Source organism: Streptomyces sp. NPDC007929, from assembly GCF_042959065.1.
In the GTDB taxonomy this organism is placed as follows: Bacteria; Actinomycetota; Actinomycetes; order Streptomycetales; family Streptomycetaceae; genus Streptomyces.
This window is the reverse complement of record NZ_JBIBKD010000002.1, coordinates 513,809-526,026: the sequence shown is the minus strand read 5'-3', so window position 1 is coordinate 526,026 and position 12,218 is coordinate 513,809. Positions and strand designations below refer to the sequence as shown.

The window sequence follows — 12,218 nt, the reverse complement described above, 5'->3', positions numbered from 1 at the left end:
CGCCAGGATGTCCGGAACACATAAGCATCTGGAGGGGAACCCAGAACATGAGTTACAACCAGCCGGGCCCGTACGGCGGGCAGCCCCAGCAGCCCGGTCCGTACGGCCAGCCGGGCCCGTACGGCCAGCCGCCGCAGGCGCCCCAGCCCGGCTACGGCTACCCCCAGCAGGCCCCTCCGCCCCAGCCCGGCTACGGCTACCCGCAGCAGCCCCCGCAGGGCGTCGTCCCGCCCCAGCAGGCGCCCTACGGCCAGCAGCCCCCGTACGGCCAGCAGCCGCAGCCGCCCTACGGCCAGGCCCCGTACGGCGTGCCCCAGCCGCCCGCGCCGGGCGGCGGCAAGAAGAAGACCGGCATCGTCATCGGCGCGGTCGCGGTCGTGGCGGCGATCGGCGTCGGCGCGTACTTCGTAATCGGCGGGGGCGGCGGCGCGGGCGCCCTGGAGGACGACGGTCCGCACAAGCTGGCGACTCCGGCGAAGGTGATGAGCGAGTACAACCGCATCACCAAGGACGGGGCGACCGCCGGCGACGACTCCACCAAGGAGCTGGAGAAGAGCGGCGTCAAGGACGGCACGTCGGTGCTGGCCACCTACTCGACGGTGGATCCCACCAAGTACGACCCCACGGACCCGTCGTCCGCAGCCCAGATGGCGACGGCCAAGAGCGCCTCCTATTTCGGCGTCTACGGCGAGATCTCCGACCCCGAGGCGGCCTTGGACACGTTCTTCGCCAACTTCAAGAAGTCGGCCGAGAAGGACTCCGCCGGCAGCAGCGGCAACAAGACCGAGCTGCTCGGCGATCCGGAGGAGGCGGACCTCGACGGCGCGGTCATGAAGTGCCAAGCGACCAAGGGGCCGGACCCTGTGACCAAGAAGGAGCAGACCAACTGGTTCTGCGCCTGGGCCGACTACAGCACGATCGCCGTGGTCTCGTCGCGTGAAGCCACTCATGAGACCAGCAAGGACACCGCGATCGACATAACCACCAAGATCCGCCCGGAGATCCGCGTCAAGGCTTGAACCGCGCCATTGATCAGCCCCGGCCATACAGCCGGGGCTTTGTCATATCAGGCCGCCCGGGCCTGTCGAAGCACAACAGCGCGACCTGCGGTACGGCCCACGATAGATCCCCCATTAATATCAGCCCTGTCGGCATGACCACACCAATCCAGGTAACGAAGTGGGGGAATCATGCACAAGCGTTATTCCTTGCTCATAGCTGCATCCGTAGCATCACTTGTCATACCCGTCGCAGCGAGTCCCGCAGCAGCCGCCAACTACGAGGACGCCTGCTGGACCGGCGGCGCCCTAGCTGGGGCGAGCGGGTCAGGAAAGTGGAATTACGCGAGTAGGACCAAACTCGATCCACTGACTCTGCAGGTCCAAGACCTCAGAGCAGATGGGCACCACGTAGCGGTAAGGCTGGTCACTCGGAGGAGCAACGGAACGGACCACGCCTGGCCCTGGCGGCACCTCTACGCTGGTTCCGGGACCTCTGAAAGCTGGGGAAGCTCGGCGACGGACTCAGGAGGCATCCGAAAGGCCCGGGTCCAGGTGGCGGTGTTCGAGGGCGACACCATGGTCGAGGGTTGCGTGACATCCCAAGGAGAGAATCAGTGGTGGAGCTAGCGGGCCGGACAACGGGCTAACCATCCGTTGCATCCAAACGGACACGGCGTAAACAGAGGGGATGTCTGACCGGGTATCAACCGGTCAGACATCCCCTCTGCTTACGCCGTCCTGGCGGCCCTCGCCAAGGCGGCTGTGGCGCCAATCCGAGCCCACCAGGCAGCAGACGCAGGTACTACGCCGTCTTCTGCTCCCCCGGCCCCCGCCCCCGCGCGTCCCGCGGGATAAGGGTCGGGTTGACGTTGGACTGGACGACGTCCGCCGTGATGACGACCCGGGCCACGTCCTTGCGGGACGGGACCTCGTACATCACGCCCTGGAGGACCTCCTCCATGATGGCGCGCAGGCCTCGGGCGCCGGTCTGGCGGAGGATGGCCTGGTCGGCGATGGCTTCCAGGGCCTCGCGCTCGAAGTCCAGCTCGACGCCGTCGAGTTCGAAGAGGCGCTGGTACTGCTTGACGAGCGCGTTGCGCGGCTCGACGAGGATCTGGAGCAGGGCCTCGCGGTCGAGGTTGTGGACCGAGGTGATGACCGGGAGGCGGCCGATGAACTCGGGGATCATGCCGAACTTGACCAGGTCCTCCGGCATGACCTCCTGGAACTGGTCCTTGGACTCCATCTCGCGCTTGGAGCGGATCTGCGCGCCGAAGCCGATGCCCTTGGCACCCGCGCGGGCTTCGATGATCTTCTCGAGACCGGCGAAGGCACCGCCCACGATGAACAGCACGTTCGTCGTGTCGATCTGGATGAACTCCTGGTGGGGGTGCTTACGGCCACCCTGCGGCGGGACCGAGGCCGTGGTGCCCTCCAGGATCTTCAGCAGGGCCTGCTGGACACCCTCGCCCGAGACGTCGCGCGTGATCGAGGGGTTCTCACTCTTCCTCGCGACCTTGTCGATCTCGTCGATGTAGATGATCCCGGTCTCGGCCTTCTTGACGTCGTAGTCGGCCGCCTGGATCAGCTTGAGCAGGATGTTCTCGACGTCCTCGCCGACGTAACCGGCCTCCGTGAGCGCCGTGGCGTCGGCGATCGCGAAGGGGACGTTCAGCATGCGCGCGAGGGTCTGCGCGAGGAGGGTCTTGCCGGAGCCCGTGGGGCCGAGGAGCAGGATGTTGGACTTCGCCAACTCGATGGCGTCGTCACGGCCGTTCGCCCCGCCGTTCTCGCCGGCCTGGACTCGCTTGTAGTGGTTGTACACCGCTACGGAGAGGGCCTTCTTGGCGGCCTCCTGGCCGACCACGTAGCCCTCGAGGAACTCGTAGATCTCGCGGGGCTTCGGGAGTTCCTCCCAGCGGACCTCGCTGGTCTCCGCGAGCTCTTCCTCGATGATCTCGTTGCAGAGGTCGATGCACTCGTCGCAGATGTACACACCGGGCCCTGCGATGAGCTTCTTGACCTGCTTCTGGCTCTTGCCGCAGAACGAGCACTTGAGCAGATCGCCGCCGTCACCGATGCGTGCCACGGTGTGCTTCCCCTTCGCCTGGGAGACTCCTGGACGTCGCGTCCAGCGGACTCCTGGTGCTGCCTTATGTCCGACGGTACCTTGCCGGGCCCCCCGTTCGGGCCCCCCTTGGCGCGGTTCGCTTTGACGTGAACCGAGCCAAACCGTGCCAAGGGGCGGCAGACGTTACAGCCTCTCGCCTCAGCGCAGGCTCGAGTTGTCCATCTTCCGGGTGGTGATGATCTGGTCGATCAGGCCGTAGCTCAGCGCGTCCTCGGCCGTGAGGATCTTGTCGCGCTCGATGTCCTCGCGGATCTTCTCGACCGGCGTGGTGGAGTGCTTGGCCAGCATCTCCTCCAGCTGCGAGCGCATCCGGAGGATCTCGTTCGCGGCGATCTCCAGGTCGGAGACCTGACCGCGGCCGGTCTCGCTGTACGGCTGGTGGATCAGCACGCGCGCGTTCGGCAGGGCCATGCGCTTGCCCGGCGTACCGGCGGCCAGCAGGACGGCGGCGGCGGAGGCGGCCTGGCCCATGCAGACCGTCTGGATGTCCGGCTTCACGTACTGCATCGTGTCGTAGATCGCGGTGAGCGCCGTGAAGGAACCGCCGGGGCTGTTGATGTAGACCGAGATGTCACGGTCGGGGTCCATCGACTCCAGGCACAGCAGCTGCGCCATGACGTCGTTGGCGGAGGCGTCGTCGATCTGGACGCCGAGGAAGATCACGCGCTCCTCGAAGAGCTTCGCGTACGGGTCGTACTCGCGGATGCCCTGGGAGGTGCGCTCGACGAAGCGCGGAATGACGTAGCGGGACTCGGCCTGCGGGCCGGTGTAGCGGCCCTGCGAGGCGCTCATGTCCTGCACGGCGTGCATACGGTCGTAGATCCCACTGCCGGGGAACTGGTTCACGGTGTCTCCTGAAAAGGGCTGAGGCGGTCGGCTGGGGCTGTCTGGGGTCGCTGGGGCCACGAAGGGCTCCGTGGGCCTCACGGGGCGCCACAGGCCCCGTGGGGACCGCTCAGGCCCCGGTGCCGCCGCCGCCCGGCATGCCGGCGGCCGTGGGGATGACGTCGTCGATGAGGCCGTACTCCTTGGCCTCGAAGGCGTCGAACCAGCGGTCGCGGTCCGAGTCGCGGGTGATCTGCTCGACCGACTGGCCGGTGTGCTGCGAGGTCAGCTCGGCCATGCGCTTCTTGGTGTGCAGCAGCCGCTCGGCGTGGATCTTGATGTCCGAGGCCGAACCGGCGAGGCCGGCGGAGGGCTGGTGGATCAGGATCTCGGCGTTCGGCAGCGCGAAGCGCTTGCCAGGGGTGCCGGCGCTGAGCAGGAACTGGCCCATCGAGGCGGCGAGGCCCATGGCGATGGTGACCACGTCGTTCTTGATGAACTGCATGGTGTCGTAGATCGCCATGCCGGCCGTGATGGAACCGCCGGGGCTGTTGATGTACAGGTAGATGTCCTTGTCCGGATCGGCGGCAAGGAGCAGCAGCTGCGCGGTGATCTTGTTCGCGATGTCGTCGTCGACCGGCTGGCCGAGGAAGATGATCCGCTCGTTGAGCAGCCGGTTGTAGACCTGGTCGCCAAGGCCACCACCGATGGAAGGCTCGCCGGCGGCTGAGGGCATCAGATTCGTCACGTATCCACCTGCTCGTCTTACGACGGCGCCGGGCCGTCTCACGTTTCCCTAGGGGCTAGGAGCCGTTCGGGGACTCCACTGCCCTCGTATTCATGGACCCTAACGCGCGGGTCCCTTCGGGGAATCCCGGAGATGGGAGTGTTCGCCGGGGGCGTAGCGCGGTGGGCTCCGCCAGGGGGGCCGTGCGGTCTCGTCGTGGGTGGTGCGGGAATCGCCGGGCTGCGAGCCGGTGGGGGCTTGGCGCGCAGTTCCCCGCGCCCCTGAGGGGCGCTGCCCCCAGGGTGGCAAGAAGGCCCTGGGGCGTGCCCCAGGGCCTTCTCACGAACTCACGCGACCGGGGCTCAGCCCTCGGTCTTCTCCTCGGCGGGGGCCTCCGTGGCCTCGGCCTCGGCGGACGCCGTCTCGGCGGACTCGGTCTCGTCGTCCTCGTCGTCGAGGTCGACGATCTCGCCGTTGGTGTCCTTGACGGTGGCCTTCTCGACCACGACGGCCAGGGCCTTGCCGCGGGCGACCTCGCCGACCAGGAGCGGAACCTGACCGCCCTCGACGACCGCCTGGGCGAACTGGTCGGGGGACATGCCGGAGGAGGCCGCACGGCGCATGAGGTGCTCGGTGAGCTCCTCCTGGTTGACGTTCAGCTTCTCCTGCTTGACGAGCTCGTCGAGGACGAACTGCGTCTTGATGCCCTTGACCGCGGCTTCCTTGGTCTCGGCGTCGAACTCCTCCTCGGTCTTGCCCTGGATCTCCAGGTACTTCGCGAGGTCGAGGCCCATCTGGCCGAGCTGGTGGTGCTCGAGGTTGTGCTTGCGGGTGTTGATCTCGTCCTCGAGCAGCTTCTCGGGGACCGGGACCTCGACCAGCTCGAGCAGCTTCTCCAGGACGCGCTCCTGGGCCTGCGTGGCCTGGTCGTACTGCTTCATGTTCTCGAGGCGCTTGCGGCTGTCCGCGCGGAGCTCCTCGATGGTGTCGAACTCGGAGGCGAGCTGCGCGAACTCGTCGTCCAGCTCGGGCAGTTCACGCTTGGCGACCTGGGTGACCTTGACGGTGACCTCGGCCTCCTTGCCGGCCGCGGAGCCGCCCTTGAGCTCGGAGGTGAAGGTGGCCTCGCCACCGGCCTCCACGCCCTTCACGGCGTCGTCGATGCCGTCGAGCAGCTCGCCGGAGCCGATGGTGTAGGAGACGCCGTCGGCGACCCCGTCCTCCAGGACCTCACCCTCGACCTTGGCCTGCAGGTCGATCGTCACGACGTCGCCGTCCTCGGCGGCACGCTCGACCGGGGCGGTGGAGGCGAAGCGCTCGCGCAGCTCCTCGACGGCCTTGTCGACGTCCTCGTCGGTGACCTCGACCGCGTCGACCTCGACCTCGATGCCGGAGAAGTCCGGGATCTCGATGGAGGGACGGATGTCGACCTCGGCGGTGAAGTTCAGCGTCTCGCCGTCCTTCAGCTCCGTGATGTCGACCTCGGGCTGGCCCAGCACGCTGAGCTCGGCCTCGTTGACCGCGTCGGTGTAGAACTTCGGGAGCGCGTCGTTGACCGCCTCCTCCAGGACCGCACCGCGGCCGAACCGCTGGTCGATGACACGGGCAGGGATCTTGCCCTTGCGGAAGCCCTTCACCGTGACCTGCTGGTTGATCTTCTTGTACGCCGCGTCGAGGCTGTCCTTGAGCTCCTCGAAGGGCACCTCGACAGTCAGCCGAACCCGGGTCGGGTTCAGGGTCTCCACGGCGCTCTTCACGGTTCGGTCTCCTTGTGGCTGACTTCTTGGTTTCTGCGGGGCCAGAACGGCCCGGCGGATTTCGCCGCCCGGAGACTTCAGACGCTGAGACACACGGGCGTGCAGCTTGCATAGTAACGGCAGCGCCTACACCGCCCAAAAGGCGATCACGCGAGTGATCGGATGGGCGATCACGCGAGATGATCGGGTGGCTGGTCGGGGTGGCGGGATTTGAACCCACGGCCTTCCGCTCCCAAAGCGGACGCGCTACCAAGCTGCGCCACACCCCGTCTGGTGCGAGACGTAGGGTACATGCCGACCGGCGGTGTGGCCGACGCATTTCCACGGGGTCCGCGCCGCGTCCGCTCCGGTGGGAACGGGGTGTGCGACGAGGGGGATCCACCCGCTACGATGCCTTCAGTGCCGCGGTCACCCGACCTGCGGCGCCTGCTGTGCGGGCGTAGCTCAATGGTAGAGCCCTAGTCTTCCAAACTAGCTACGCGGGTTCGATTCCCGTCGCCCGCTCTCAATGGCTCAGGGCCAGGTCAGAGGATCATTCCTCCGCCTGGCCCTGAGTGTTGTTTTCGGGGGCTGCGTCCCGGGAATCCGCGGCTGCGCGGTCAGAGGTCGCGTACGTCGACGGTGTAGACGGAGCGGACGCCGTAGGGGATGTACAGGGCGTCGCCGACGAGGAGGAGCCTGGCTCCGGAGGTGACGAGCAGGCTGCCGACGCGGCCGCCGTCGTCGCGGCCGTCGCGGGTGTCCTCGACCTTGCCGGTGCGTGCGTTCAGGGCGGCCAGGCGGCCGCTGGGTGACGCGAAGTACACGTGGGTGGCGGAGGCGGTCGGCGGTCCCTGTCGTTCCAGGGTGGTGTTGGACTCCCACAGCGTGCGCCCGGTGCGCGGCGAGACGGCGCGGACGCCGCCGCTGCTGCGGGTGAAGTAGACGGTGCCGCGCGCCAGGTACGCCCTCGACTCCTCGGGCCGGGGCTGCGCCAGCCGCCGCACGGTGAGCCGGTGCGAGGCGGTGTCGATCAGCGTGAGGCCGCGGGTCATGGACACGCCGTCCGTGAAGACCAGCTGCCCGTCCTGCCGGCCGAGCATCTGCAGGGAGCCTTCGGCCTCGACGGTCCAGCGGGGCTTGCCGGTGGCCGGGTCGATCTCCGAGACGCTGGTCTCGGTGGTCGTGCCGCCCTGCGGTTCGGCCGTGCAGATCAGGTAGGCACGGTCGGCCGCCGCGTCCAGTACGCATGCGCCCTGCGCGCCCGGGTCCGGCTGCCGCCAGCGGACCTCGCCGGTCTCCGCGTCGAGCAGGGCGTACTGGTCGCCCCGGGAGCCGTAGAAGGTGATGACGCCCTCGGGCACGGATGTGGCGGCGCCCTCGGAGCCGTCGGGGACGACCGCCGTCTCGCCGCTGCCGGTCGGGGTGCGCCAGAGCTCCTTGCCGGTTCCGGCGGCCAGGGCATAGACCGTGTAGCTGGACCCCACTCCGCTCGTGCCCTCGGCGTCCTCGGCGCCGTAGCCGTAGACACGGCCGTCGCCGGTGCCGATGAGGGCGCCCTCGTCGCCGGAGGCGCCGTCGGGGGTGGAGTCGACGGGCCGGCTCCAGGTGTTGCGGCCGTCGGCGAGGCCGAAGCGGGTCGCCATGAGGTCGGAGCCGGCGCACACCAGGGAGGTGTCGACGACGGAGCAGCCCTTGAAGGACATGTCGACGCCGGTCGGGCGGCCCTCGCTCTGTCCGGGGGCCTCCGCCGTGGCGACCCACGGTTTCCAGCCCTTGGGGAGGGCCCCCTCGGTGGCGGGCTTGCCCGGGCGGTCGCCGGCGGCCGGGCGGTCCTTGTCGCCGATCAGGGTGACGGTGGTGGTGACGACCGCCATGAGAGCGACGGCCGCGGCGGCCGCGGTCAGGAGCAGGGCGGGTCGGCGCCGGCGGCTTCGGGGGCGGCTCCGGGGGCGCTCTGCGCCGGGTGGGGTTCCCGTCGGGTCGGGGAGCTCGGCGGCAGAGGGGCTGCCGGGCGGGCCGGGACGCTCGGCGCCAGGTGAGGTTCCAGCAGGGTCGGCATGCTCGGCGGCGGATGGTGTCCCCGTCCGGTCCACCTGCTCGGTGGCGGATGGTGTTCTGGCCGGGGCTGCCGGGCGGCGGGAGGGTTCCGTCGGGGTTCTGTCGGTGCGGGGTCTGCCGGTGCGGGGGTGGTGGGCGTCGTCGCGGCCGGTGTTGGCCTCCTCGGGCGGGCCGTGGGGCGTTGCGCCACGCTCGGTGCGGGCGGCGTCGGGCCAGGCGGTGACGGCCGGTTCGGTCGGCCGGGCGCCGGGCCACGGACGTACCGGGTGCGCCGCCCGCGCGGGGCTCGGGCCGGGCGTGCCGCCCTCGCGCAGCAGCGTGAACAGTTCGTCCGCGGCGGGGCGGGACTTCTGGTGCTTCTCCAGGCAGAGCCGGACGAAGGGCAGCAGTTCGTCCGGGACGCCGGTGAGGTCGGGTTCGCCCTCGACGACCCGCAGGGCCGTCTCGTACGGGCTCGGGCTGTCGAAGGGGCCGCGGCAGGTGGCGGCGTAGGTGAGGACCGAGCCGAGGGAGAACATGTCGGCGGCCGGGCCGACGTCCTGCGGAGAGGCGAACTGCTCCGGGGACATGAAGGGCGGCGTGCCCATGACGCGGCCGGTCTGGGTGAGGACGTCGGAGGCGGCGAACTCGGCGGCGCGGGAGATGCCGAAGTCGATGACGCGGGGGCCGTCCTCGGCGAGCATCACGTTGGCCGGTTTCAGGTCGCGGTGGACGACTCCGGCGCGATGGATGTCGCGCAGGGCCTCCGCGAGGCCGGCGGCGAGGCCACGCAGCCGGGGCAGCGGGAGCGGGCCGTGCTCGCGGACGTGGGTGCCGAGGTCGGCGCCCGGGATGTAGAGGGTGGCCATCCAGGGGTGCGCGGCGTCGGCGTCGGCGTCCACGACGGGGGCCGTGAAGGCGCCGCTGACCTGGCGGGCGGCGGCCACCTCGCGGCGGAAGCGGGTGCGGAACTCGTCGTCGTCGGCGTACTGACTGTGCACGACCTTGATCGCGAGGCGGCGGCCCGAGGCGGAGCGGGCCAGGTAGACCACACCCATGCCGCCGGAGCCAAGGCGGTCCTCGATGCGGTAGCCGCCCACCTCCGCCGGGTCAGAATCGCGCAGCGCCATCCCCGTACGTTCCCCCCGTCACGCACCGTCCTGTGGTCGGGGCGAGCGTAACCCGCCCCCGCACCGGGGCCGCAGCGCGGGGCTCGGCGGGGGCGCTCCCGGACCGGTCAGAAGCTGATGGAGTTGATGGTCTCCGCTATCGAGTTGAGGAACCGCTGGATGTCGTCGGCCATGCCGGTCGAGGCGAGGAAGAAGCCGAACAGGACCGCCACGATCGCTGGTCCCGCCTTGATGGATCCGCCTCTCAGCAACACCACCAGGATGATCGCCAACAGCAGCACCACAGACAGTGAAATGGCCACAACTGATCACACCCTCGGTCGGTCCGCTCTCCCGGCCCGGGGACGCGACCCCGCGCACCCCGCCAGAACCATCGTGCCACCAACGCGCCCGGCCTATGCGGCCGGTGAGGCATCGACCCCACGCGTGTCGCCGCCGTACCGCCGTCGGGTCGCCGCCGCGCCGTCGTCGTGCCGTCGCCGCGTCCCCGCCGCGCCGTGTGCGCCGCCCGGGCGCGGGGACCCAACGGGTGTGAGTCGCACGACAATTCGACGGGCCACCCGCACAGGGAATTCGGCCGTATCGTTTCCGTCTCCACACAACGCGTTCGCAGCTAATTCGAATTGCCGCCACAGGGGCGGCAACAGCCCCGCAAACCAAGGGGCGAAGGCGAGCGAAGCGGACATTCCGCTGGAGTCGCCTGCTGGTCTTATGCGTCGCTTAGTCCGGAAGTATCACGACAAGCAAGGCTCAGTCGACGCACACAATCCGCCATCCGACGATGTGTCGGCCATCACTCCGCCAGTGCTGTCGACTGCCCGAAATCCGGGGTACCCGCAGCGAATAGACAGGAATCACTTCCGGCGTTTTACGAATAGCCGCAGGGAACGCTAGGGTGCCTCAGATGTTCCACGCTGCCTCGTCCCCCGCACGCGCAGCGAGGTCCCGGATCGTCTCCCCGAGCTCCTGGTGGGAGGGTCTGTGACGAACTCGCTGCGACCGAACGGCGACCGCAGGGCGCCACTTCCCCCGGCACAGTCGCCGGCGGACGGAGTGCCGAGCCCCCGCTCGCCGCAGAGCACGCAGAAGAAGCAGAACGGCAAGCAGCGCGACGCGTTCTTCGACAACGCGAAGTACCTCGCGATCGTGCTGGTGGCCATGGGCCACGCCTGGGAGCCGCTCAAGGGCGACAGCCGGATACTCGAGGCGGCGTACCAGGTCGTCTACGCGTTCCACATGCCGGCGTTCATCATCATCTCCGGCTACTTCTCGCGCAGTTTCGACATGCGGCCCGACCGGCTGAAGCGCCTGATCACCGGCGTCGCCGTGCCGTACATCATCTTCGAGACGGCCTACCCCCTCTTCAAGCGGGTCATCGACAACGACCCGCAGCAGGAGATCAGCCTCCTCGACCCCTGGTACCTGACCTGGTTCCTGGTCGCCCTGTTCGTCTGGCGGCTGACCACCCCCATCTGGAACCTGGTCCGCTGGCCCCTGCCGCTCGCACTGGGGCTCGCCATGCTGGCCACCGTCACCCCGGAGATCGGCGACGACCTGGACCTCCAGCGCGTCCTGCAGTTCCTGCCGTTCTTCGTGCTGGGCCTGGTCATGAAGCCCGAGCACTTCCACATGGTGCGCACCCGCGCGGTGCGGATCGCCTCCGTGCCGGTGTTCGCCGTCGCCTTCGCGTTCAGCTGGTGGGCGGTGCCTCGCATGAACACCGCGTGGTTCTACCACCGGGACGCCGCGCAGGAACTGGGCGCGCCGTGGTGGGCCGGCCCGGTCATGGTGCTCGCCCTGTTCGGCTGCTCCCTGGTGCTCACCGCCTGCTTCTTCGCCTGGGTGCCGCGCCGCCACATGTGGTTCACCGCTCTCGGCGCCGGCACGCTCTACGGCTACCTGCTGCACGGCTTCCTGGTGAAGGCCGGCGACTACCGGGGCTGGTTCGAGGCGTCCTGGCTGCACCACCCGGCTGGTGAGGTCCTGGTGACCGTCTTCGCGGCCGCCGTCGTGACGGTGCTGTGCACCAAGCCGGTGCAGCGCGTCTTCCGCTTCGCGATGGAGCCGAAGATGGCCTGGGCCTTCAAGCCGGACGCGGCCGAGCTGGCCCGTGAACGCCAGAACGCCGAGCGCCGCGAACGCGAACGCGAGAAGGTCAACGCCTGATCTGACGGGCGGAGTTCATCCGACGAGACCGAGAAGTGCGCGCATCCTGGCGTACTTCTCGGTCAGTCGTTTCCGGGTCTCCTCGTCGAGGACCGCGAGCCGGGCCGGGTCGGCGTTGTGCGCCAGGTCCGACTCCTTCACCAGCAGCGCTCCGGGCGTGGCGAGGATCCGCGCCGCGTACGCCTCCGGCGGCTCACCGGCCCGCTTGGTGACCGCGAGGACGATGTCCTTGGTACGGCCGCTCAGCGCGGCCCCGCGCAGCCACTGGGCGGACAGGGCGTCGTCCTCGACCGCGTCGTGCAGCCAGGCCGCCGCGATCTGCTCCTCGTCGCCGCCCCGGGCCCGTACGCCCTCCGCCACCGCCCGCAGGTGCTCGGCGTAGGGCCGCCCCGCCTTGTCGGTCTGGCCGGTGTGCGCGGCGCGGGCGGTGGCCTCGACCTGGGCCAGGGTCATCCGGGATGT

9 protein-coding genes and 2 tRNA genes are annotated in these 12,218 nt (G+C 69.3%); 3 read left to right on the top strand and 8 right to left on the bottom strand.

The features are described from left to right. Window positions 1-47: 47 nt before the first annotated feature. Window positions 48-1,019 (top strand): hypothetical protein, encoded by a 972-nt coding sequence (locus tag ACFZDE_RS07185; RefSeq protein WP_391198182.1) that lies wholly within the window; start codon window positions 48-50, stop codon window positions 1,017-1,019. A gap of 784 nt (window positions 1,020-1,803) precedes the next feature. On the opposite strand, the gene clpX is transcribed toward ACFZDE_RS07185, so the two are convergent. The 5 genes from clpX to ACFZDE_RS07160 form a co-directional block, all read right to left on the bottom strand. Beyond that, window positions 1,804-3,090 carry an ATP-dependent Clp protease ATP-binding subunit ClpX gene (gene clpX / locus ACFZDE_RS07180; RefSeq protein ID WP_031114127.1) on the bottom strand — a complete coding sequence of 429 codons (1,287 nt, stop codon included), beginning with the start codon at window positions 3,088-3,090 and terminating at the stop codon, window positions 1,804-1,806. A 180-nt stretch (window positions 3,091-3,270) separates the two neighbouring features. Further along, window positions 3,271-3,978 carry an ATP-dependent Clp protease proteolytic subunit gene (locus ACFZDE_RS07175; protein WP_031107154.1) on the bottom strand — a complete coding sequence of 236 codons (708 nt, stop codon included), beginning with the start codon at window positions 3,976-3,978 and terminating at the stop codon, window positions 3,271-3,273. A 109-nt stretch (window positions 3,979-4,087) separates the two neighbouring features. After that, on the bottom strand, window positions 4,088-4,693 hold the full coding sequence (locus tag ACFZDE_RS07170; RefSeq protein ID WP_030818448.1) for an ATP-dependent Clp protease proteolytic subunit: 606 nt from the start codon (window positions 4,691-4,693) through the stop codon (window positions 4,088-4,090). A 353-nt stretch (window positions 4,694-5,046) separates the two neighbouring features. Beyond that, window positions 5,047-6,441, bottom strand: coding sequence for a trigger factor (tig, locus tag ACFZDE_RS07165; protein WP_391198179.1), 1,395 nt, complete (start codon window positions 6,439-6,441; stop codon window positions 5,047-5,049). 192 nt (window positions 6,442-6,633) lie between these two features. Continuing rightward, window positions 6,634-6,710: transfer RNA gene (locus tag ACFZDE_RS07160), tRNA-Pro, on the bottom strand. 164 nt (window positions 6,711-6,874) lie between these two features. Between ACFZDE_RS07160 and ACFZDE_RS07155 the strand changes: the two genes are divergently transcribed. After that, window positions 6,875-6,945: transfer RNA gene (locus ACFZDE_RS07155), tRNA-Gly, on the top strand. Between the two features lie 95 nt (window positions 6,946-7,040). Here the strand turns inward: ACFZDE_RS07155 and ACFZDE_RS07150 are convergent. Together ACFZDE_RS07150 and ACFZDE_RS07145 are read right to left on the bottom strand one after the other, a co-directional pair. Next, window positions 7,041-9,590 (bottom strand): PQQ-binding-like beta-propeller repeat protein, encoded by a 2,550-nt coding sequence (locus ACFZDE_RS07150; protein WP_391198177.1) that lies wholly within the window; start codon window positions 9,588-9,590, stop codon window positions 7,041-7,043. A 107-nt stretch (window positions 9,591-9,697) separates the two neighbouring features. Next, window positions 9,698-9,892: a hypothetical protein gene (locus ACFZDE_RS07145; RefSeq protein WP_003990237.1), complete on the bottom strand. Its 195-nt coding sequence runs from the start codon at window positions 9,890-9,892 to the stop codon at window positions 9,698-9,700. A gap of 751 nt (window positions 9,893-10,643) precedes the next feature. Between ACFZDE_RS07145 and ACFZDE_RS07140 the strand changes: the two genes are divergently transcribed. Then, the gene (locus ACFZDE_RS07140) at window positions 10,644-11,756 is read left to right on the top strand and encodes an acyltransferase family protein (protein ID WP_391006139.1); all 1,113 of its coding nucleotides are present in this window, start codon (window positions 10,644-10,646) and stop codon (window positions 11,754-11,756) included. Between the two features lie 15 nt (window positions 11,757-11,771). Here ACFZDE_RS07140 and ACFZDE_RS07135 read toward each other — a convergent pair whose 3' ends face one another. After that, window positions 11,772-12,209, bottom strand: a complete 438-nt coding sequence (locus ACFZDE_RS07135; protein ID WP_391006136.1) for an HD domain-containing protein — start codon at window positions 12,207-12,209, stop codon at window positions 11,772-11,774. Between the last annotated feature and the right edge of the window lie 9 nt (window positions 12,210-12,218).

Coding starts and splice junctions, on each gene's coding strand:
- ACFZDE_RS07185 (WP_391198182.1), top strand. CDS start 48: ATGAGTTACAACCAGCCGGGCCCGTACGGCGGGCAGCCCCAGCAGCCC.
- ACFZDE_RS07170 (WP_030818448.1), bottom strand. CDS start 4,693: ATGCCCTCAGCCGCCGGCGAGCCTTCCATCGGTGGTGGCCTTGGCGAC.
- ACFZDE_RS07150 (WP_391198177.1), bottom strand. CDS start 9,590: ATGGCGCTGCGCGATTCTGACCCGGCGGAGGTGGGCGGCTACCGCATC.
- ACFZDE_RS07135 (WP_391006136.1), bottom strand. CDS start 12,209: ATGACCCTGGCCCAGGTCGAGGCCACCGCCCGCGCCGCGCACACCGGC.